Origin of the sequence: Bradyrhizobium sp. B120, assembly GCF_049075665.1 — a bacterium.
GTDB lineage: Bacteria > Pseudomonadota > Alphaproteobacteria > Rhizobiales > Xanthobacteraceae > Bradyrhizobium.
Genome location: NZ_CP185242.1, coordinates 8,004,806 through 8,024,634, shown reverse-complemented (window position 1 = coordinate 8,024,634; position 19,829 = coordinate 8,004,806). Strand labels below are relative to the sequence as shown.

Annotated in this window: 20 protein-coding genes; 12 read left to right on the top strand and 8 right to left on the bottom strand. The window is 65.6% G+C overall.

All coding sequences use genetic code 11. The features are described from left to right. Positions 1–28: 28 nt before the first annotated feature. Complete coding sequence (locus ACOIX3_RS37320) at positions 29–1,360, top strand: ATP-binding protein (protein ID WP_420966971.1); 1,332 nt, start codon at positions 29–31, stop codon at positions 1,358–1,360. On the opposite strand, the gene ACOIX3_RS37315 is transcribed toward ACOIX3_RS37320, so the two are convergent. Further along, positions 1,287–2,147, bottom strand: coding sequence for a YihY/virulence factor BrkB family protein (locus ACOIX3_RS37315; RefSeq protein ID WP_420971887.1), 861 nt, complete (start codon positions 2,145–2,147; stop codon positions 1,287–1,289). The two genes, ACOIX3_RS37320 and ACOIX3_RS37315, sit on opposite strands and share 74 nt — an antisense overlap. 166 nt (positions 2,148–2,313) lie before the next feature. Between ACOIX3_RS37315 and ACOIX3_RS37310 the strand changes: the two genes are divergently transcribed. From ACOIX3_RS37310 to ACOIX3_RS37290, 5 genes are all read left to right on the top strand, one after another. Next, positions 2,314–2,508 (top strand): twin transmembrane helix small protein, encoded by a 195-nt coding sequence (locus ACOIX3_RS37310; protein ID WP_194456729.1) that lies wholly within the window; start codon positions 2,314–2,316, stop codon positions 2,506–2,508. Positions 2,509–2,540: 32 nt separating this feature from the next. Further along, positions 2,541–3,113 (top strand): cob(I)yrinic acid a,c-diamide adenosyltransferase, encoded by a 573-nt coding sequence (locus ACOIX3_RS37305; RefSeq protein WP_420966970.1) that lies wholly within the window; start codon positions 2,541–2,543, stop codon positions 3,111–3,113. 117 nt (positions 3,114–3,230) lie between these two features. Next, the gene (locus ACOIX3_RS37300; RefSeq protein WP_420966969.1) at positions 3,231–3,980 is read left to right on the top strand and encodes an electron transfer flavoprotein subunit beta/FixA family protein; all 750 of its coding nucleotides are present in this window, start codon (positions 3,231–3,233) and stop codon (positions 3,978–3,980) included. Next, positions 3,980–4,930 (top strand): electron transfer flavoprotein subunit alpha/FixB family protein, encoded by a 951-nt coding sequence (locus ACOIX3_RS37295; protein WP_420966968.1) that lies wholly within the window; start codon positions 3,980–3,982, stop codon positions 4,928–4,930. Before ACOIX3_RS37300 ends, ACOIX3_RS37295 begins: the two co-directional genes overlap by 1 nt. A gap of 247 nt (positions 4,931–5,177) precedes the next feature. Next, complete coding sequence (locus tag ACOIX3_RS37290; RefSeq protein ID WP_420966967.1) at positions 5,178–6,059, top strand: 3-hydroxybutyryl-CoA dehydrogenase; 882 nt, start codon at positions 5,178–5,180, stop codon at positions 6,057–6,059. 14 nt (positions 6,060–6,073) lie between these two features. Here the strand turns inward: ACOIX3_RS37290 and ACOIX3_RS37285 are convergent, their stop codons facing one another. The 3 genes from ACOIX3_RS37285 to ACOIX3_RS37275 are packed head-to-tail and all read right to left on the bottom strand — an operon-like array spanning position 6,074 to position 7,787. Further along, positions 6,074–6,199 (bottom strand): hypothetical protein, encoded by a 126-nt coding sequence (locus ACOIX3_RS37285; RefSeq protein ID WP_420966966.1) that lies wholly within the window; start codon positions 6,197–6,199, stop codon positions 6,074–6,076. After that, on the bottom strand, positions 6,196–7,407 hold the full coding sequence (locus ACOIX3_RS37280) for a pyridoxal phosphate-dependent aminotransferase (RefSeq protein ID WP_420966965.1): 1,212 nt from the start codon (positions 7,405–7,407) through the stop codon (positions 6,196–6,198). Before ACOIX3_RS37280 ends, ACOIX3_RS37285 begins: the two co-directional genes overlap by 4 nt. Then, positions 7,404–7,787, bottom strand: a complete 384-nt coding sequence (locus ACOIX3_RS37275; protein ID WP_420966964.1) for a tautomerase family protein — start codon at positions 7,785–7,787, stop codon at positions 7,404–7,406. The genes ACOIX3_RS37280 and ACOIX3_RS37275 overlap by 4 nt, the downstream gene beginning before the upstream one ends. Positions 7,788–7,892: 105 nt before the next feature. Here ACOIX3_RS37275 and ACOIX3_RS37270 point away from each other — a divergent pair, with 105 nt between their 5' ends. Further along, entirely contained in the window at positions 7,893–8,750 is an 858-nt protein-coding gene (locus tag ACOIX3_RS37270) for a LysR substrate-binding domain-containing protein (RefSeq protein WP_420971886.1), read from the top strand. Positions 8,751–8,851: 101 nt separating this feature from the next. Further along, entirely contained in the window at positions 8,852–9,040 is a 189-nt protein-coding gene (locus ACOIX3_RS37265; protein ID WP_092123268.1) for a putative motility protein, read from the top strand. Here ACOIX3_RS37265 and tlpA read toward each other — a convergent pair whose 3' ends face one another. Continuing rightward, entirely contained in the window at positions 9,041–9,721 is a 681-nt protein-coding gene (gene tlpA / locus ACOIX3_RS37260; RefSeq protein ID WP_420966963.1) for a thiol:disulfide interchange protein TlpA, read from the bottom strand. Positions 9,722–9,848: 127 nt separating this feature from the next. On the opposite strand from tlpA, the gene argH reads away from it, so the two are divergent. The 3 genes from argH to lysA all read left to right on the top strand — a co-directional run bounded on the left by argH (position 9,849) and on the right by lysA (position 12,946). Continuing rightward, positions 9,849–11,246: an argininosuccinate lyase gene (gene argH / locus ACOIX3_RS37255; RefSeq protein WP_420966962.1), complete on the top strand. Its 1,398-nt coding sequence runs from the start codon at positions 9,849–9,851 to the stop codon at positions 11,244–11,246. 92 nt (positions 11,247–11,338) lie between these two features. After that, positions 11,339–11,608 (top strand): LPS translocon maturation chaperone LptM, encoded by a 270-nt coding sequence (gene lptM / locus ACOIX3_RS37250; RefSeq protein WP_420966961.1) that lies wholly within the window; start codon positions 11,339–11,341, stop codon positions 11,606–11,608. A 72-nt stretch (positions 11,609–11,680) separates the two neighbouring features. Next, positions 11,681–12,946: a diaminopimelate decarboxylase gene (gene lysA, locus ACOIX3_RS37245; RefSeq protein WP_420966960.1), complete on the top strand. Its 1,266-nt coding sequence runs from the start codon at positions 11,681–11,683 to the stop codon at positions 12,944–12,946. A 228-nt stretch (positions 12,947–13,174) separates the two neighbouring features. On the opposite strand, the gene ACOIX3_RS37240 is transcribed toward lysA, so the two are convergent. From ACOIX3_RS37240 to ACOIX3_RS37230, 3 genes are all read right to left on the bottom strand, one after another. Further along, positions 13,175–14,908, bottom strand: coding sequence for a tannase/feruloyl esterase family alpha/beta hydrolase (locus ACOIX3_RS37240; RefSeq protein ID WP_420966959.1), 1,734 nt, complete (start codon positions 14,906–14,908; stop codon positions 13,175–13,177). 349 nt (positions 14,909–15,257) lie between these two features. Further along, a complete protein-coding gene (locus tag ACOIX3_RS37235) occupies positions 15,258–16,172 on the bottom strand; it encodes an NAD(P)-dependent oxidoreductase (protein ID WP_420966958.1) in 915 nt (304 codons plus the stop codon). Positions 16,173–16,371: 199 nt separating this feature from the next. Beyond that, positions 16,372–16,755, bottom strand: coding sequence for a carboxymuconolactone decarboxylase family protein (locus tag ACOIX3_RS37230; protein ID WP_018268955.1), 384 nt, complete (start codon positions 16,753–16,755; stop codon positions 16,372–16,374). Positions 16,756–16,925: 170 nt separating this feature from the next. Here ACOIX3_RS37230 and ACOIX3_RS37225 point away from each other — a divergent pair, with 170 nt between their 5' ends. Then, positions 16,926–19,556 carry a TIGR02302 family protein gene (locus tag ACOIX3_RS37225; RefSeq protein WP_420966957.1) on the top strand — a complete coding sequence of 877 codons (2,631 nt, stop codon included), beginning with the start codon at positions 16,926–16,928 and terminating at the stop codon, positions 19,554–19,556. Positions 19,557–19,829: the final 273 nt, after the last annotated feature.

The following is a 19,829-nucleotide window of genomic DNA, read 5'->3' as shown; positions in this document are numbered from 1 at the left end:
CTGGCCGCGGGGCGGGGTCACGGAGATCATGGCGAAAGCATCGCGCGGAGGGCGCAGCAAGTGGCGAGCCAAGGGCGAGCCGTCGAAGACCCGCGTCGCCAGGACGGTCACTAAGGCGGTCACTAAGGCGGTCACCAAGGCGGTCGCGAAGCCGGGCCGCAAGCGAACTGCGCCGAAGGCCTCCCCGAAGGCCGGTCCCGGCCTGATCGAGACCGCGCTTGCCGCCTTTGCCCATGAGGTCCGGACCCCGTTGACCGGAATCCTGGCGATCAGCAACTTGCTCGCGACATCGGATCTCGACGAGCGCGAGCGGCGCTGGGTCGATACCATCAAGGCCGGCGCCGAGCATCTGGCGAGCCTTGCGACCCTGTTCGTCGACGCTGCCCGGAGCGAGGGGCCGGGGCTCGAGATCCGGCAGGATTTTTTCGACCTGCGCACGCTGGCCCGCCACGCCGGCGATTCGCTGGCCGGCCGCGCCGCAGCCAAGGGATTGCGCGCCTCGGTCGAGATCTCCGCCAAGCTGCCGGCGTTTGCGGTCGGCGATCCCGTCCGGCTGCGCGCGGCGCTGGAAAACCTGATCGACAACGCCGTCAAGTTCACCGAGCAGGGCAGCATCGAGCTGCATGTCGCGCCGGTGCGCGCGGCCAAGGGATCGGCCAAGGGATCGGTCAAGGGAAAGGCGAACGGCAGGATCGGGATTGCCTTTGCGATCTCCGACAGCGGCATCGGCCTGACGCTAGCGGAGGTCAAGCGCCTGTTCCGCCCGTTCTCGCAGGCCAATGTCTCGATTGCTGCGCGGTTCGGCGGCGCCGGGCTCGGCCTGTCCTCGGTCAAGCAGCTCGCGCGCGCCATGGGCGGCGACATCGTCGTGGCCCAGCGCAAGGGCGGCGGCACCATCTTCACGCTCAACGTGGTGCTGGCTTCAGCTGCAGCACCGGCCGGTGCGTCCTCAAGCGAAGGCGCGGCGGTGCCGTCATCGCAGGGACTGCGGCTGCTCAGCGTCGAGGACAATCCGTTCGGCCGCGTCGTGCTCAACACGATCCTGACCGAACTCGGCCACCATGCCGAATTCATCGGTCAGGGCGAGGGCGCGCCCGATCGGCTCGGACAGGGTGCCTTCGACGCCGTGCTGATGGACATGGTGCTGCCCGGCATCGGCGGTGTCGAGGCCATCAAGCGTATCCGCGCGCTGCCGCCGCCGCACGGCCGCATCGTGATCGTCGGGATCTCCGGGCGTGCCGAGGACGAAGCCGCGGCGCGTGCCGCCGGCGCCGACGCCTTCCTCGTCAAGCCTGTTTCTCCGCGGGCGCTCGCGACTGCGCTGCTTGAAGCGGCACGCCGCGCGGCAGCCGCGACTTGATGATCGCCGCATTCAGCTCGCCGCCGAACACGAAGATCGCGGCGATGAAATACAGGAACACCAGCGCGATCACCACCGACGCGAGCCCCGCATACATCGTGACGTAATTGTTGGCGAAGCGCGCCAGATACATGCCGAAGCCGATGCCCGAGATCAGCGACGCCACGATGGTGAAGATGATGCCGGGCAGGATCTGCGTGAAGCCGCGGCGGCCCGCCGGCAGCCAGGCATGCAGGAAGAACAGCGCGACGACCAACGCCAGCACCGTGATGCCGTAACGGGCGGTGTTGAGCAGGCTCTCGTTGGATTCGACGAAGAACGGAATATAGCGCCGCGCCGCCTCGATGATCAGCGGCCCAAGCACGATCAGGAACGCCATCGCGAGCGAGGTGAACGCCGCGACCAGCGTGTAGCCGATCGATTCCAGCCGCAGCCAGTACCAGCGCCGCGGCTCGATCACGGCATAGGCGCGGTTCAGCGCCACCCGCAGCGCCTCGACGCCGTTGGAGGCGAAGTAGACCGCGAGCACCGCGCCGATGGTCAGGATGTCGCCGCGGGTGTTTGTCAGCACGTCGTGGATCTGGCCGGACAATGCCTCGGCGACCTGCTGCGGCCAGACCTGCAGCAACAGGCCGACGGCCTGGTCGGCAAGCTCCTTGGAGCCGAAGAAGCCGGCCACCGACGTCAGCACGATCAGGAACGGAAACAGCGCCATCAGGGTCGACAGCGCGATGTGGCTCGCGATCGCCCAGCCGTCGTCGGCGAGGAACGTGTAAAAGGCATCCATCACGACGTCGTAGACGTAACGAAGCTGCTTCACATTCCACCCGGCATTGTCGACAACCGCTCGGTCCGAGGACGGACCCAGCATCTGATATTACGCGGTGAAAAGCCAGTTGGTTGCATGCGCCCCCTGTGTGGAAGTCCGTGTCCTGCGGTGTTATGTACCGCAGATGACATCTGTCCTCAGCACGATCATTCTTCCCATCGCCGTCGGCGCCGTCGCGCTGGTGCTCCTGCTCGGCCTCATCAACATGATGAAGGGCGGCTCGCCGAACACATCGCAGAAGCTGATGCGGCTGCGCGTGCTGTTTCAGTTCGTCGCCATCGTCATCGCGATGCTCGCGGTCTGGGCGATGGGGCGGTAGACGCGATGCGCAAACCTTAGAGGATCACGGCCATGGTCGTTCTCAATCGGATCTACACGCGCACCGGCGATGACGGCACCACCGCGCTCGGCTCCGGCGAACGGCGGCCGAAATACGATCTGCGGGTTGCCGCCTATGGCACCGTCGACGAGACCAATGCCGCGATCGGCGTGGTGCGGCTGCATCTGGCCGACAGTCCCGAGGTCGATGCGATGCTCGGCCGGATCCAGAACGATCTGTTCGATCTCGGCGCCGACCTTGCAGTGCCCGAGCGTGAGGGCAAGACTGAGCGTCTGCGGATGCTGGCGAGCCAGGTCGAGCGGCTCGAGCGCGACATCGACAGCCTCAACGACCAACTGGCGCCGCTGACCTCGTTCGTGCTGCCCGGCGGGACGCCGGCTTCTGCATATCTGCATCTCGCCCGGACGATATGTCGCCGCGCGGAACGGATCATGGTGGAACTCGCCGCCCGGCCGGATGAGACGGTCAATTCCGCTGGCATCCAGTATATGAACCGACTGTCGGATTTCCTGTTCGTTGCCAGCCGCTTCCTGAACAATAAAGGGGCGGGGGACGTGTTGTGGGTGCCGGGCCAGAACCGCTAAACTGGTTCAAAACCGAGGGACGGTTTTTTGGCTTTGCCGCGTTGACCGGGGGGTACGGGACCTTTAGGTTCCGCGCCAGCCAACCGAAACCCATAAAATCAAAGCGAAAGAGGATCGATGAAGGTTCTTGTGCCGGTAAAGCGGGTCGTCGACTACAACGTCAAGGTCCGCGTCAAGAGTGACGGGACGGGCGTAGAGCTCGCCAACGTCAAGATGTCGATGAACCCGTTCGACGAAATCGCCGTCGAGGAAGCGCTGCGGCTGAAGGAAGCCGGCAAGGCGACCGAAGTGGTGGTGGTGTCGATCGGACCGGCGCAGGCTTCCGAGACCATTCGCACCGGGCTTGCGATGGGCGCCGACCGCGGCATCCTCGTCAAGGCCGAAGGCAATGTCGAACCGCTCGCGGTCGCCAAGATCCTGAAGGCGGTGGTCGAGGCGGAGCAGCCCGGCCTCGTTATTCTCGGCAAGCAGGCGATCGACGACGATAGCAATCAGACCGGCCAGATGCTGGCCGCGCTGCTCGGCTGGTCGCAGGCGACCTTCGCCTCCAAGCTCGAGGTCGATGGTTCTGACTTCAAGGTCACGCGCGAAGTCGACGGTGGTCTGCAGACCATCAAGCTCAAGGGCCCGGCGATCGTTACCACCGACCTGCGCCTCAACGAGCCGCGCTATGCGTCGCTGCCCAACATCATGAAGGCGAAGAAGAAGCCGATCGACGACAAGAGCGTCGCTGACTACGGCGTCGACGTGACGCCGCGTCTGGAAGTGCTGAAGACCGCGGAACCGGCAGGCCGCAAGGCGGGCGTCAAGGTCAAGGACGTCGCCGAACTCGTGAACAAGCTCAAGACCGAAGCCGGGGTTCTCTGATGACGACGCTGTTGATTGCCGAACACGACCACGAGACCCTGAAGGACTCGACCAACAAGGCGCTGACCGCGGCGAGCCAGCTCGGTGGCGACGTCCATGTGCTGGTTGCCGGTGGCGGCCAGGGCACCAAGGCGGCGGCGGAAGCAGCCGCCAAGCTTGCCGGCGTTGCGAAGGTGCTGGTGGCCGAAGGCCCCGCCTATGAGCACGACCTCGCCGAGCCGCTGGCTGCGCTGATCGTCGCGCTGGCGCCTGGCTATGACGCCTTCGTCGCGCCCGCGACCTCGCGCTTCAAGAACGTGATGCCGCGCGTCGCAGCGCTGCTCGACGTCATGCAGGTCTCCGAGATCATCAAGGTCGTCGCGCCCGACACCTATGAGCGACCGATCTATGCCGGCAACGCGATCCAGACCGTGAAGTCGAAGGACGCCAAGAAGGTGATCACGGTCCGCACCTCGACCTTCGCCGCAGCCGGCGAGGGCGGCAGCGCCGCGATCGAGAACGCCGCATCCGCCGCCGATCCGGGCCTGTCCACGTTCGTCGGCGAGGAAGTCGCCAAGAGCGACCGTCCGGAACTGACCTCGGCCAAGATCATCGTCTCGGGCGGCCGTGCCATGCAGAGCCGCGAGAACTTCGCCAAGTACATCGAGCCGCTCGCCGACAAGCTCGGTGCCGGCGTCGGCGCCTCGCGCGCCGCGGTCGATGCCGGCTATGCGCCGAACGACTGGCAGGTCGGCCAGACCGGCAAGGTGGTGGCCCCGGAACTCTATGTCGCAGTCGGCATCTCCGGCGCGATCCAGCATCTGGCCGGCATGAAGGACTCCAAGGTGATCGTCGCCATCAACAAGGATGAGGACGCGCCGATCTTCCAGGTCGCCGATTACGGCCTGGTCGCCGACCTCTACCAGGCGGTTCCGGAGCTGACCGAAGCGCTCGGCAAGCTCGGAAAGTAAGCGACAAGACACCGGCCGGGTGGGTAAGCTCCGGCCGGTGTTGTTATTTTCGAGGCAATGATCCGGAAACGTTTTTCCGGAAGGATCATGCCCGACAGGGGAAATGGGATCGGGATGTGATTGCCTGCAATCACATCATGGTCCCGGGAAACGTTTTCCGGCGGATTGGGCAACCCGGAAGGCTTCACTTCGGGTATCGTTGGAATTGGGCAGGCGCGACATGCGCGCCGTTCCGGTGGATGACAAGATGACGGTGGCAATCAAGAAGGTCGGCGTGATCGGTTCGGGCCAGATGGGCAATGGCATTGCCCATGTGGCGGCGCTGGCCGGTTTCGACGTGGTGCTCAATGACGTCTCCGCCGACCGGCTGAAGTCGGCGCTGGCGACCATCAACGGCAATCTGACCCGCCAGGTCGCCAAGAAGGGGATCAGCGAGGGCGAACGCAAGCAGGCGCTCGACCGCATCGCCTCCGCCGAGACGATCGATGCGCTGGCCGATTGCGATCTCGTGATCGAGACCGCGGTCGAGAAGGAAGAGACCAAGCGCAAGATCTTCCACGACGTCTGTGCGGTGCTGAAGCCGGAAGCGATCGTCGCGACCAATTCGTCCTCGATCTCGATCACGCGGCTCGCCGCCTCGACCGACCGCCCGGAGAAATTCATCGGCATTCATTTCATGAATCCGGTGCCGGCGATGGAGCTGGTCGAGCTGATCCGCGGCATCGCCACCGACGACACGACCTTCGACACCGCCAAGGCGTTCGTCGCCAAGCTCGGCAAGCAGGTCGCGGTGTCGGAAGATTTCCCCGCCTTCATCGTCAACCGCATTCTGCTGCCGATGATCAACGAGGCGATCTACACGCTGTATGAAGGCGTCGGGAACGTCGAGGCGATCGATGCCGCGATGAAGCTCGGCGCGCACCACCCGATGGGCCCGCTCGAGCTCGCCGATTTCATCGGCCTCGACACCTGCCTGTCGATCATGCAGGTGCTGCACGAGGGGCTCGCCGACTCCAAGTACCGGCCGTGTCCGTTGCTGGTGAAATACGTCGAGGCCGGCTGGCTCGGACGCAAATCCCAGCGCGGCTTCTACGACTATCGCGGCGACAAGCCGGTCCCGACGCGGTAATTCGCGCTCTCGTTTCAGGTCAGTGCCCGCAGCAGCGCAAGCGTCGCGGGCACGAGACCTGCAATCATCGCCACACCCGTTCCAAGCCCGAGCAGATGCGCTGTCAGCGCGAGGCGCTGGCTTTGCCCGTGTGCCGTCATTGCAGTGCCTCGCAGGCATGCTTCAGCCGCCTGCCGGCCTCCTCGATCACAGGTGACGGGTTGGCGAAGCTGACGCGGACATAGGGCGACAGCCCGAGATCCTCGCCGGGGAACACCACCAGATCGGCTTGTTCAAGCAGGTAGGTCGCAAAATCGCGGTCGGTCGCAATCAGCTTGCCGTCGGGCGCGCGCTTGCCGATCACGCCGGCGCAACTGACCAGGAGATAGAATGTACCTTCGGGCGGCGTGCAGGAAAGCCCGCGGCATCCGTTCACGAGTTCGGCAAAACGGTCACGCCTCGCGCGAAGGATGGCGGCACGCTCGGCCAGCACATCCTGCGCGCCGTCGAGCGCAGCAACCGCGGCGGCTTGGCTGATCGACGAGGCGCCGGACGTGGTCTGCGACTGGATCGTGATCATCGCGCGGATCAGCGCCGAAGGACCGGCGGCATAGCCGATCCGCCATCCCATCATCGCGTAGCTCTTGGCGAGGCCGCTGACGGTGAGCGTCCGCGGCTTCAGGCGCGGCTCGACCTCCGCAAGCGTCGGCGCCGGCGCGCCGTCGAACGTGATGTGCTCGTAGAGCCCGTCGGCAAGCACCCAGATGTCCGGATGCTGCAGCAGGATCGCGGCGATCCTGGACAGGTCCTCGCGCGAACACAACGCACCTGAGGGATTGACCGGATTGTTGAGCACGATCCAGCGCGTCCGCGCCGAGATCGCCGCCTGCAAATCCTCGGCACGCAGCTTGAAGCCGTTGTTCTGCGCGCAGGGTACGACCACCGGCGTGCCGCCCGCGAGCCGCACCTGATCGAGATAGGGCGCCCAATAGGGTGCGGGGACGATCACCTCGTCGCCGGGCGCAAGCGTCGTCAGCAGCGCGTTGAACAGCGCCTGGGTCGAGCCGTTGGTGATGACGATCTCATCCAGACGATAGTCGAGACGATGGTCGCGCAGCAGCGCGGCCTGCACCGCGCGCTTCAGTTCCGGCGTGCCATCGACATCGGTGTAGCGGGTTTCGCCGCGCAAGGCCGCGTCATGCGCCGCCGCGATCACATGATCCGGCGTCGGGAAGTCCAGATTGCCCGACGACAGCTCGATGATGTCGCGTCCCGCGGCACGCAATTCGCGGGCGCGGCGCCGCAGCACCGACGCGGGCGATGCCTTGATGCCGCTCATGCGCGGCGAGAGGATCGGTGTCGCGGTCATCGGACGTACTGCGCCTCACCGTTGCCGAACGACCAGTTTTCCGGCAGCACCTCGACCAGGTTGATGAAGATGTCTTCAGTGCGCAGGCCGGGACTCTCCGTCAGCAGTTCGGCGATGCGTCGATAGAGCTTCTGCTTCTGCGCCACCGGGCGGGTGTTGCTGACCGTGATCTGGACGATGACCAGATCGTCGCTGCGCCTGATGCCGAGATAGTCCGCGCCATAGGCGAAGTCGTCGTCATCGTGCTCGGAGATCGTCATGAAGCGATCGCCTTCCGGCACATCGAAGGTCTCGCGCATCGCGCGATAGAGGCTCTCGAGAATGGCCTTGCGGTAGGCGGCGGGCTTGCCCCGTCGCAGTGAGACGCGGGTCAGCGGCATGATGTTGTCTCCTGGTGGCAATCGTTGACTGCGCTGATCCTAGGAGTTCGTTGATCATTGAAAAACGGTATGATAGCGTATTTCAATGATTTCATTTTTAAATGGATGGTCATGAGAGCGCTCGATGTCGAGGCGGTGCAGGCCTTTGTCCTGGTGGCCGACCTCAGCAGCTTCACGCGCGCGGCGCAGGTCATGGAGACCACGCAGTCCGCGGTCAGCCTGAAGATCAGGCGGCTGGAAGACGGGCTCGGCCGGCGGCTGCTGGAGCGGACGCCGCGGCTGGTTCGGCTGTCCGCGGAGGGCACTGCCTTCCTCGGCGCGGCGCGCAATCTGGTGGCCGCGCATCAATCGGCGCTTGGGTCGTTTGCGGTCGAGCACCGCCGGCTTGTCGTCGGCATCAGTCACCACATCGTCGGATCGGAATTGGCCTCGCTGTTGAAGCGGATGAACGCCACTGATCCAGGACTGGTGATCCAGTTGCATGTCGATACGTCACGTTCGGTGCTCAGCGCATTCGACGACGGCAGGCTCGATGCGGCGATCGTGCTGCGCCACGACGCCAAGCGCCGCGATGGCGATGTGCTGTTCGAAGAACCTTTCGGCTGGATGGCCGCGCCCGATTTTCACCATCGGCCGGGCGAGCCGCTGCGCCTGGCGACGCAAGCCGAGCCGTGCAGCGTGCGCGCCATGGCGGTCGAGACTCTCGACGCCGCCGGCATCGCCTGGACCGAGGCGTTCGTCGGTGGCGGGCTTTCGACGATCGGCGCTGCGATATCCGCAGGCCTCGCCGTTGCCGCACTGGCGCGCCGGGTGGCGCCGGCGGATACCGTCGACCTCGGGCCGCGGCTTGGCCTGCCGCCATTGCCGTCGCGCGACGTCATGCTTCACTCAAAGCTGTCGGACGCGCGGACACGGCAGGCGCTGCGCACCCTCGGTGCGGCCTTTGCCGCGAACGCGGCCTGAGCGGCGCTTCATCCAAACGATGCGTCAGCCTGACGCGGCCACCCGTTACCCAAACATTAACTTTCGCGCGCTACGCAAAAGCAAGCTTTGGAGTGCCGCGTATGGACATGATGAGCATGGTGTCGAGCATCCTGTCGATGCAGCAGGGCAATCTGCAGGGTCAGATCGCGACCCGCGTGACCAAGCAGAACCTCGATGCGGAAAAGTTCGCGGTTCAGACCCTGCTCGGCACACCGTCGACCGCCAATCTCGGTCCCGGCGTCGGTGGCAACCTCAACGCCGTCGCCTGATCAGAACCCCGCCGCGGCCGGGGCTAGCGCCGCCTTCACCAGCTTGATCGCATCGTCGCTCGCCCATTCGGCGGGACCGGCGATATTGGCGATTTCGCAGCCCTTGCCGTCGACCAGCACCGAAGTCGGCATGCCCAGCGCCTTGCCTATGTTCTTAAGATCCTGAAAGACCTTGGCTTTCTGGTCGCTGAAATAGCCGAGATTGGTCAGATTGGCCTCTTTGAGGAAGTTCTTCGGCTTGTCCGGATCGCGGGTGTCGATGTTGATCGCGACCACCTCGAAATCCTTGCCGCCGAGCTTGGTCTGCAGGCTGTCGAGCGCCGGCATTTCCTTGCGGCAGGGCACGCACCAGGTCGCCCACAGATTGACCAGCACGGTCTTGCCGCGCCAGTCCGAGAGTTTCTTCGGCTGGCCGTTGGCGTCCTCGAAGGTCAGGTCGGGCAGCCTCAAGGGCGTGGTTGCCATGGTCAGCGCCGCGACCTCGCCGTGGGCGAGCGGGGCGATCTTCTTGGCCAGATCCACCGCGCTGTTGCAGGCGACGTCGCCGCCGGGGGGATGCCTGAGCCCGGAGACGCCGACATAGCCGATCACGGCCCCGGCCAGCACGGCGCCGATCACCAGCGGGATGCGCCATTTGGCAGTCGGCTTGGCGGTCGGTTCGGTTGGGGTCGTCTCGGGCATATCGTTTGTCATCCTGGGTCAGATGTGGCTAAGCAGTGCCGGGAATACGTCCGGAACCGCCATGCTGTTTCGCCACTACGGCCAAAGAACAGCACAGCCTGAAATACGAATTCGTGAGCGAGATGTCATGAGCAACAAGATGTGGGGCGGCCGGTTCTCGGAGCGTCCCGACGCCATCATGGAGGAAATCAACGTCTCCATCGACGTCGACCGTCACCTTTATGCCCAGGACATTGCCGCGTCCAAGGCCCACGCCGCGATGCTCGCCGCGCAAGGCATCATCACGTCAGCTGATGCGAAAAATATCGGCAAAGGTCTAGACACGATTTTGTCAGAAATCGGTAAGGGCGATTTCGATTTCAAGCGCGCGCTCGAGGACATCCATATGAATGTCGAGTCGCGGCTGTCCGAACTGATCGGGCCCGCGGCGGGCCGGCTGCACACCGCGCGGTCGCGCAACGACCAGGTCGCGACCGATTTTCGGCTCTATGTCCGCGACACCATCGACGAGACAAATGCCGCGCTGGCCGCGTTCCAGCAGGCGCTGGTTACCCGCGCGCTGGAGCATGCCGGAACCGTGATGCCGGGCTTCACCCATCTTCAGACCGCGCAGCCCGTGACCTTCGGTCATCATCTGCTGGCCTATGTCGAGATGGCCGGCCGCGACCGCGGCCGCTTTGCCGACGCGCGCAAGCGGCTGAACGAATCGCCGCTCGGTGCCGCCGCGCTGGCCGGCACCTCGTTCCCGATCGATCGCACGGCGACCGCCAGGGCGCTCGGCTTCGACCGGCCGATGGCCAATTCGCTCGATGCGGTGTCCGACCGCGATTTCGTGCTGGAAACGCTGTCGGCGGCCGCGATCTGCGCGGTGCACATGTCACGTTTCGCCGAGGAGATCGTGATCTGGACCTCGCCCTTGGTCGGTCTCGTCAAGCTCAGCGACAAGTTCACCACCGGCTCGTCGATCATGCCGCAGAAGCGGAATCCGGACGCCGCCGAGCTGGTGCGCGCCAAGACCGGCCGCGTGATCGGTGCGCTGACCGCGCTCCTGATCGTGATGAAGGGCCTGCCGCTCGCCTATCAAAAGGACATGCAGGAGGACAAGCAGGGCGCGATGGAGGCGTTCGAGGCGCTGTCCCTCGCGATCCGCGCCATGACCGGTATGGTCGAGGATCTGGTGCCGGACGAGGCGAAGATGAAGGCCGCGGCCGGCGAGGGCTATGCGACCGCGACCGACCTGGCCGACTGGCTGGTGCGCACCCTGAAAATGCCGTTCCGCGACGCCCACCATGTTACCGGGCGCATCGTCGGCCTGGCCTCGGCACAGGGCGTCGCGCTGCACGAGCTGCCGCTCAAGGCCATGCAGGAGGTCGAGCCGAAGATTACGGCCGAGGCACTGAAGGTGCTCAGCGTCGAATCCTCGGTCAAGAGCCGCACCTCGTTTGGCGGCACAGCGCCGAAGAATGTGATGGCGCAGGCCAAGGCCTGGGCCAAGCGGCTGGAAAAAGAGCGAAAATTGGGCTGATCCGGAAAATTTGGTCGTGATTTCTCAGGCCTCCGCCTCTCGCCAGAGCATGCCAATGTTTGTATGGTGCCGCCCGAATTGGGGAATTCGTCGTGATTAGCAAGAACCGCCTGACCCCTTCGGGATGGGCCATCATTGTGCTGAGCGCTGCAACGCTTGCGCTCGGCGGCTGCGGCCGCAAGGGACCGCTCGACCTGCCGCCGACCGCGAACGCCGCGCCGGCCGTAGCACCGGGCGACACCGAGCGCGAGCGCGCGGAACAGCCCAGCGTGTTCAATCCGACCTATGGCTCGGATGCCGCGCCGGCGGCGTCGAAAGGCAATAAACGGTCGTTCGTGCTCGATCCGCTGCTCGGCAACTAGTATCTGGAGCATGATCCGGAAAAGTGGAAACCGGTTTTCCGAAAAGATCATGCTCAAACATTCAAGCCCGTCATGAACCATTTCGACTATCGCAACGGCGTGCTGCATGCCGAGGCGGTCAATCTCATTGAGCTGGCGGAGGCCGTCGGCACGCCGTTCTATTGCTATTCGACCGCGACGCTGGAGCGCCACTACCGCGTCTTCACCGAGGCCTTTGCCGGTGAGAAGGCGCTGGTCTGCTACGCGATGAAGGCGAACTCCAACCAGTCGGTGCTGCGCACGCTGGCCAAGCTCGGCGCCGGCGCCGACGTGGTGTCCGGTGGTGAGTTGAAGCGGGCGCTCGCAGCCGGCATCCCGCCGTCGAAGATCCTGTTCTCGGGCGTCGGCAAGACCGAAAGCGAGCTGCGTGCCGCGCTCGCCGCCGACATCCTCTGCATCAATATCGAGTCCGAACCCGAGCTCGAGATGCTGTCGCGCCTGGCGGTCGAAATGAAGACGACCGCGCGCATCTCGGTGCGGGTCAATCCCGACGTCGATGCCGGCACCCACGCCAAGATCTCGACCGGCAAGTCGGAAAACAAGTTCGGCATTCCGATCGCGCGCGCCCGCGAGGTCTATGCCCGCGCGGCGAAGTTGCCGGGCATCAAGGTCACCGGCACCGATGTGCATATCGGCAGCCAGATCACCGATCTCGGTCCGCTGGAGGCCGCGTTTCGGCTGCTCGCCGAATTCGTGCAGACGCTGCGCGCCGACGGCCACGACATCTCGCATGTCGATTTCGGCGGCGGCCTCGGCATTCCCTACTACATGGACCGCGCCGCGCCGCCGGCACCGGCCGCCTACGCCGCGATGGTCAAGCGCGTCACGCATAATCTCGGCTGCACGCTGATGTTCGAGCCGGGCCGCCTGATCGTCGGCAATGCCGGCATCCTGGTCACCCGCGTGATCCATGTGAAGCCGGGCGATGCCAAGAACTTCGTGATCATCGACGCCGCGATGAACGACCTGATCCGGCCGACGCTGTATGAGGCGCATCACGACATTCTGCCGGTGCGCCAGCCTGCGCCTGATACCCCGACCATGGTCGCCGACGTGGTCGGCCCGGTCTGCGAGACCGGCGACTATCTCGCGCTCGATCGTTCGCTGCCGCAGCCGAAGGCCGGCGATCTGCTGGCCGTCATGACCGCCGGCGCCTATGGCGCGGTGCAGGCCGGCACCTACAACACGCGGCCCTTGGTGCCGGAAGTGCTGGTCAAGGACGACCAGTACGCCGTGGTCCGCCCGCGCATCGACGTCGACGCGCTGATCGCGATGGACAAGCCCGCGCCGTGGTTGTGATGCACTGAGCCTGCCGCATCAATGGTGTCGTCCCTGCGAAAGCAGGGACCCATAACCACCGCTCGTTGTGTTTGCAGTTAGCTGGGGCCCCAGCCCCTCAAACCACAACCGCCTGTGGTTATGGGTCCCGGGTCGCGCTTCGCTTGCCCGGGACGACACCGTTTGCTTTGTCGACAGGAGATATCAAAAGCCGCCGGCGAGCCCGGAAGCTCGCCGACGTCGTGGTCCTCACGGCCCGTATTTCGGCGCCGGCGTCTGGTTGAACTCGTGGTCGTGCGCGACGCAGGTGAAGTTCGCCGCAATGCTGCTGCTGCCGCTGCCGTTGTACTGCGCGACTTTCGGGAAGACGCAGAGCGGCCGCGTGAACTGGACGGCGGGCGGCGTATCGGCAACGAACTTGGTGGCGAGGATGGTCTCCGGCGCCGTGCCGTTCTCGACCCAGTTGACCAGCGGGGTGAGCGCGTCGAACGTGTTGGGACCGGGCCCTCCGGAGCAGTGGTACATCCCCGGCACCATGAACAGCCGCGCATAGCTCTGGGTCCGCCGCAGCGCCGGGTTGCCGCCCGGGACAAAGCCGGCGGGCTGGAAGCCGTGGCCGTCGTTGCCGACCAGGGCATTGAAGTAGTTGATGCTGCTCTGCGACGGGATCAGCGGGTCGGCCCAGCCGTGATACATGATGAGCTTGCCGCCATGCTCGCGGAATTCGCCGAGATCGGTGCTGGTTGCGTTCAGCATCTCGGCGAGCTGATCGTCGACCTTGTCGACCGCGCGGTGGAAGTCGAAATTCGCAAAATTGACCTTGCTTGACGGGTAGCCGAAGCTCGGGCCGAACACCCAGTAGAACAGGCCGTCGAACGCCGGCTCGGGAAGTTGCTCCTGGAACGCAAGGCCGAGCGCCAGCACGTCGTCGGTCTCGTTGCCGCGCTCGGAGCCCGGATTGATGAGCTGCCCGTTCACCGGGTCGATCGTGCCCGCGTAATATTTCTGCATGGTCGTGACCTGATCGGCCGTCAGGCATGCGGGTGGCTGCTTGCCGCCGGTGCACAGCAACGACTTCGGATCGAAACCGCAATCGCGCGGATCGGTCAGGAACTGGTCGGTGCCGGCGCCGCCGTCGTGGCCGACGCACTGCTTGAGGACAGCCTGGTTGATCAGTGTCATCTGGCCCGGCTGGATGAACCGGCCGGGGCTCGCATGCGTGTTCTGCCAGCCGAAAAGCCCCGCCATATGCAGGTGGGTGCGGTTGAACGCCGCTGCGCCCGCCAGGATGCCGTCATAGTCGTCGGGGAAGCGCTGCGCCTCCATCAAGGCATTCTGGCCGCCGGTGGAGCAGCCGGCGAAGTAGGCCGTCTTCGCGCGCTGCCCATAGAACGCGCCCGCGATCTCCTTGCCGCGCACGGTCATCAGGTGAATGGCCCGGAAGCCGAAATCCTTGATCCGCTCGGGATGTCCGAACAGGCCGGTCGACGGCGCGGCCGGATCGCCGAACTCGGTCGCGAGCGGATTGCCCATGTTGCCGTTCGAGCCGCAGAACAGCGGATTGCATCCCGAGGATCCGGTGCCGAGGTCGCTGTTGGTCGCGGCAAAGCCGGCCTTGATGCCGCTCGCAAGCTCGCTGTAGGTGATGTCGCCCTGGAACCCGCCGCCGCCGGTGCCGAGGAACCTGCCGTTCCACGTGCCCTCAGGCAGCCAGATCTCGATCTTGATGCTGGAATCCGAACTCGGCGTAAGGGTTGCGGTCACCCGGCAGAACGGTGGGAGACCGGTGATCGTGGTCGGTGGGTTGCCGGGAACGACGAACGTTCCGGTACTGTTGTCGGTCGCCGAATTGATGACGGTGTGCTGCAGTTGCAAGGATTGCAGATTGCTGCACGGCGTCGCCATGGCTGGCGAGCTGGCGATCAGGATGCCGGCAAACAGGGCCATGCTCGCGCCGACACGATAGGGTCGATGACGCCTCATTCTATCCTCCCCGATTTTTTGCAGTTTTGTAGGGGAGACAGGATAGCTGGCCGAGATGACAACTTGAGGATGAAAGCGGGGCGGTGGCGTCCGCGCCTCTTGTCGCAATGCACAAGCCCGCGCCGTAGCTGTGAGGCACTGAGCGTGCCGCATCAACGGTGTCGTCCCTGCGAAAGCAGGGACCCATAACCACCGCTCTTGGTTGTCGTACTGAGCTGGGGCTCCAGCTCAGCCAAGCCACGAAACCTGTGGTTATGGGTCCCGGGTCGCGCGGAGCCTGTCATCGGGCGGCGCTTCGCGCCGACCCGTTGGCTTGCCCGGGACGACGGCGTTTATTTCGGCGAGAGCGTTATTTCGCCGCGTGCGCGCCGCCCTTACCACCGCCGCCGACGATCACGCCCGCGGCCTTCTCGATCGGCTTGATCGCCGCGGTGAAATCCGACTCCGGTCCCTCGTCGCGGATGATGACTTCCCAGAGCCGACCGACCGCTTCGGCAACTTCCATCGACAGCCCGAGCGAACGCATCTCCTCGACGGCGAGGCGCACGTCCTTCACCATCAGGCCGGTGGCGAAGCCGAAGTCGAAGCTGCGCGGCAGCACCGAGCGCGGAAACTTGTCGCGGCTCGCGGTGTTCAGCCCCGAGCCTGCATTGATGACGTCGATCATCACGGCCGGATCGAGCCCCGACTTCACGCCCATCACGACCGCTTCCGAGGTTGCGACCATCGCGGTCGCCGACAGGAAGTTGTTGGCGAGCTTCATGGTCTGGCCGGAACCCGGCTTGATGCCGATGAAGAACACCTTGCCGATGACGTCGAGCGCGGCCTTCACCAGGTCGAAATCGGCCCGCGGGCCCGACACCATCACCGCCAGCGTGCCCTTCTCGGCGCCGGAGACGCCGCCGGAGACCGGGCTGTCGATCTGCACGATGTTCTTCTTCGCCAGCAGGTCGTGGATCTTCACCGCCATCTGCGAGCCGACGGTGGAGAGATCGATGAAGCGCTTGACGCGCGTGCCCTCGATCACGCCGCCGGCGCCGGTCGCGACCTCGAGCGAGGCCTGCAGCGAGGGCAGGCTCGCCATCACGGTCTCGACGCGGTCGGCGATGTCCTTCGGCGACGTTGCCGTTGCGGCGCCGAGCGCAACCAGGCGATCGAGCGCGTCCTTGCTCGTGTCGAATACGGTGAGCTTGTGGCCGGCCTCGATCAGCCGGCGCGCCATCGGGAAGCCCATCTTCCCGAGGCCGATGAATCCGATTTCCATTTCTCGTTTCCTCTATGTCGTTATGTGTCGCGCCGCGCGCCCCGCATTCGATGTCGTCCCTGCGAAAGCAGGGACCCATAACCCCAGGACTGAGTTGTTTGGTTTAGCTGGGGCCACAGCCGTCGTAACGACAACGAGCTGTGGTTATGGGTCCCGGCTCGCGCTTCGCTTGGCCGGGACGACAGCGAGTGGAGTTCGCTCACGCCTTGTTGTCGAGCTCGGCGAACACTTCGCGCGCGATGCGGAAGCTGTCGACGCCGGCGGGAATGCCGGCATAGATCGAGACCTGCATGAAGATCTCGCGGATCTCGTCGCGCGACACGCCGTTGGTCAGCGCGCCCTTGATGTGCGCCTTCAGCTCGTGCGGGCGGTTCAGGATCGAGATCATGGCGAGGTTGAGCATGCTGCGCGTCTTGCGCGGCAATTCCTCGCGGCCCCAGACCGCGCCCCAGCAATATTCCGTGACCAGTTCCTGGAACGGCTTGTTGAAGCTGTCCGAGTTCTTCAGCGCATTGTTGACATAGGCCTCGCCGAGCACCGCCTTGCGGATTTCGAGCCCCTTGTCGTGTGTTTTTTGGTCCATGTCGTTTCCTCATGCGTAAGGCGTTGGTTCGGCCGGGACGTTACGGGGTCGAACCGCCGCAGTCACGCCTTCGTGTTATGCGTATTTCCCGGTGTGGGTTACGTCCCGGAACGGGTGCCCCAAAGCCGCCGCTGTGCTAGGGTGACCTGCCGGCTACCCCGGAGATCTTATTGAGCGGAGCCAACATCGACCCGTCCGAGAACCCGTCACGCGCCGCCCGCGACAGCGATGCGGACGCGCGGCTGAAGCTGACGCAATTGAAGCTGACCGAGGCTCTGCAGCGGGCGAAATTCGCGATTGCGTGGGAGCGGGCGTGGCCGCATCTGGCGCGGTTCCTGACGGTCGCCGGTCTGTTCCTGGTCGCGTCCTGGGCCGGACTGTGGCTGGTGTTGCCGTTTGCCGCACGCGTGGCCGGCGCCGGCCTGTTCGGGATTGCCGCGCTCGCGGTGCTCTTGCCGCTGCTGCGTTTCCGCTGGCCGAGCCGCGAGGATGGCCTGAGCCGGCTCGACCGCGGCGCCGGTGTCCGCCATCGCCCCGCGACCACGCTCTCCGACACGCTCACCAACAAGGATCCGTTCGCGCTGGCGCTGTGGCAGGCGCAGCGCGAGCGCACGCTGGCCTCGATCAAGCGCATCCGCGCCGGCCTGCCGCGGCCGCGCGTCTCGCTGCACGACCCCTGGGCGCTGCGCGCGCTGGTCATCGTGATGCTGGTCGCGACCTATGTCGCCGCCGGTGACGAGCGCGGCCTGCGGGTCGCCTCCGCGTTCGACTGGAACGGGATCATGGCGCCGGCCAACGTCCGGGTCGACGCCTGGGTGACGCCGCCGAACTACACCGGCAAGCCGCCGATCATCCTGTCCAACGCCAACAAGGACGCCAACGCGGCCGACAGCACCCCGCTCGCGGTTCCGGCCGGCAGCACGCTCTTGGTGCGCTCCAGCGGCGGCACCATCGACGTCGTGGTCGGTGGCGGCGTCGCCGAGGTCGCGCCGGAGGGGCAGGCCCCCAAGGGCACCAATGAGCGGCATTTCAAGATCACCAGCGACGGCACCGCGCATGTCCGCGCCCCGGCCGGGCAGCCGCAGTGGAAGTTCACCGCGACGCCGGACCGGCCGCCGTCGATTGCGCTCGCCAAGGATCCGGAGCGGCAGGCGCGTGGCGCCCTGCAGATGTCCTACAGGCTCGAGGACGATTACGGCGTCACCGAAGCCCGCGCGCAGTTCGCGGCGCGGCCGGCTGATGCGCCCAAGGAAGCGTCAAAGGATGCCGACGGCAAGGCCGCGCAGCCGCGTCCATTGTTCGAGCCGCCGCAATTTCCGCTGGTGCTGCCCAATGCGCGCACCCGCAACGGCATCGGCCAGACCGTCAAGGACCTCAGCGAGGACCCTTACGCCGGCGCCGACGTGACGCTGACGCTGACCGCCAAGGACGAGGCCGGCAATGAGGGCAAGAGCGAGCCGTTCAATATGCGGCTGCCCGAGCGGCTGTTCACCAAGCCCCTGGCGCGCGCGCTGATCGAGCAGCGCCGCATCCTGGCGCTCGATGCAAACCAGAACGGCCAGGTCTACGCCGCGCTCGACGCGCTGATGATCGCGCCGGAAATGTTCATGCCGGAAACCGGCTATTATCTCGGCCTCCACACCGTGAGCCGCCAGCTCGAGGCGGCGCGCACCGACGACCAGCTGCGCGAGGTCGTCGCCAGCCTGTGGGCGCTCGCCGTCACCATCGAGGACGGCAACATCAGTGACGTCGACAAGGCGTTGCGCGCGGCGCAGGACGCGCTCAAGCAGGCGCTGGAGCGCGGCGCGAGCGACGAGGAGATCAAGAAGCTCACCGACAATCTGCGCGCGGCGCTGGACAATTTCCTGCGCCAGATGGTCGAGCAGTTCCGCAACAATCCGCAGCAGCTCGCCCGCCCGCTCGATCCCAATGCCAAGGTGCTGAGCCAGCAGGATCTGAAGAACATGCTCGATCGCATGGAGCGGCTGTCGCGCTCCGGCGACAAGGATGCGGCGCGGCAGCTGCTGGAACAGATGCAGCAGATGCTGGAAAACCTGCAGATGGCGCAGCCCAATCAGGGCGACGACGACATGCAGCAGTCGCTCAACGAGCTCGGCGACATGATCCGCAAGCAGCAGCAGCTGCGCGACAAGACCTTCAAGCAGGGCCAGGATTCTCGCCGCGACCGGATGCGCGGCAAGCAGGGCGACCAGTCGATGGGCGACCTGCAGCAGGATCAGCAGGCGCTGCGCGACCGCCTGAAGAAGCTGCAGGAAGAGCTCGCCAAGCGCGGCATGGGACCGGAGCAGCGCGGCCAGAAGGGCCAGAAGGGGCAAGGCCAGAAGGGCGACCAGGCGCAGCAGGGCGATCAGGGCGGCGATCAGGGTGATGACGACGGCGACGGGCTCGACCAGGCCGATTCGGCGATGGGCGATGCCTCCGGGCGGCTCGGCGAGGGCAATGCCGACGGTGCGGTGGATTCGCAGGGACGTGCGCTGGATGCGCTGCGCAAGGGCGCGCAGAGCCTTGCCGACGCGATGCAGCAGGGTGACGGCGACCAGCCGGGCGATGGCCCCGGCAACCGAGCCGGCCGCCAGCAGAGCGGCGGCAACCAGACCGATCCGCTCGGCCGGCCGCTGCACGGCCGCGAGTTCGGTGACGACTACACGGTGAAGATCCCCGGCGAGATCGACGTCCAGCGCGTCCGCCGCATCCTCGAAGAGCTGCGCCGCCGCCTCGCCGATCCGTCAAGGCCGCAGCTCGAGCTCGACTACATCGAGCGGCTGCTGAAGGATTATTGAGCTCGCCACACATTCCACTGTCATCGCCCGGCTCGACCGGGGCGATCCAGTATTCCAGAGACGCCAGAGAGGCCGCGGCGTACTGGATGCCCCGCTGGAGCCTGTCATCGGGCGCGCGTTCGCGCGACCCGGTGGCGGAGCATGACACAGAATGTGAGGCGAGTTGCTTCGCTTGCAATGACGACGCGGAAAGCACCGCGCACCACCCTCGTCATGCGCGGGCTTGACCCGCGCATCCATCGAGCTTCGCGAGAATTGTTCTTCGGGGATGGA

Excerpts from the sequence above, each read along its gene's own strand:
- ACOIX3_RS37320 (WP_420966971.1), top strand. The coding sequence starts at position 29 with ATGGCGAAAGCATCGCGCGGAGGGCGCAGCAAGTGGCGAGCCAAGGGC.
- ACOIX3_RS37315 (WP_420971887.1), bottom strand. The coding sequence starts at position 2,147 with ATGGATGCCTTTTACACGTTCCTCGCCGACGACGGCTGGGCGATCGCG.
- ACOIX3_RS37310 (WP_194456729.1), top strand. The coding sequence starts at position 2,314 with ATGACATCTGTCCTCAGCACGATCATTCTTCCCATCGCCGTCGGCGCC.
- ACOIX3_RS37305 (WP_420966970.1), top strand. The coding sequence starts at position 2,541 with ATGGTCGTTCTCAATCGGATCTACACGCGCACCGGCGATGACGGCACC.
- ACOIX3_RS37300 (WP_420966969.1), top strand. The coding sequence starts at position 3,231 with ATGAAGGTTCTTGTGCCGGTAAAGCGGGTCGTCGACTACAACGTCAAG.
- ACOIX3_RS37295 (WP_420966968.1), top strand. The coding sequence starts at position 3,980 with ATGACGACGCTGTTGATTGCCGAACACGACCACGAGACCCTGAAGGAC.
- ACOIX3_RS37290 (WP_420966967.1), top strand. The coding sequence starts at position 5,178 with ATGACGGTGGCAATCAAGAAGGTCGGCGTGATCGGTTCGGGCCAGATG.
- ACOIX3_RS37285 (WP_420966966.1), bottom strand. The coding sequence starts at position 6,199 with ATGACGGCACACGGGCAAAGCCAGCGCCTCGCGCTGACAGCGCATCTG.
- ACOIX3_RS37280 (WP_420966965.1), bottom strand. The coding sequence starts at position 7,407 with ATGACCGCGACACCGATCCTCTCGCCGCGCATGAGCGGCATCAAGGCA.
- ACOIX3_RS37275 (WP_420966964.1), bottom strand. The coding sequence starts at position 7,787 with ATGCCGCTGACCCGCGTCTCACTGCGACGGGGCAAGCCCGCCGCCTAC.
- ACOIX3_RS37270 (WP_420971886.1), top strand. The coding sequence starts at position 7,893 with ATGGTCATGAGAGCGCTCGATGTCGAGGCGGTGCAGGCCTTTGTCCTG.
- ACOIX3_RS37265 (WP_092123268.1), top strand. The coding sequence starts at position 8,852 with ATGGACATGATGAGCATGGTGTCGAGCATCCTGTCGATGCAGCAGGGC.
- tlpA (WP_420966963.1), bottom strand. The coding sequence starts at position 9,721 with ATGCCCGAGACGACCCCAACCGAACCGACCGCCAAGCCGACTGCCAAA.
- argH (WP_420966962.1), top strand. The coding sequence starts at position 9,849 with ATGAGCAACAAGATGTGGGGCGGCCGGTTCTCGGAGCGTCCCGACGCC.
- lysA (WP_420966960.1), top strand. The coding sequence starts at position 11,681 with ATGAACCATTTCGACTATCGCAACGGCGTGCTGCATGCCGAGGCGGTC.
- ACOIX3_RS37240 (WP_420966959.1), bottom strand. The coding sequence starts at position 14,908 with ATGAGGCGTCATCGACCCTATCGTGTCGGCGCGAGCATGGCCCTGTTT.
- ACOIX3_RS37235 (WP_420966958.1), bottom strand. The coding sequence starts at position 16,172 with ATGGAAATCGGATTCATCGGCCTCGGGAAGATGGGCTTCCCGATGGCG.
- ACOIX3_RS37230 (WP_018268955.1), bottom strand. The coding sequence starts at position 16,755 with ATGGACCAAAAAACACACGACAAGGGGCTCGAAATCCGCAAGGCGGTG.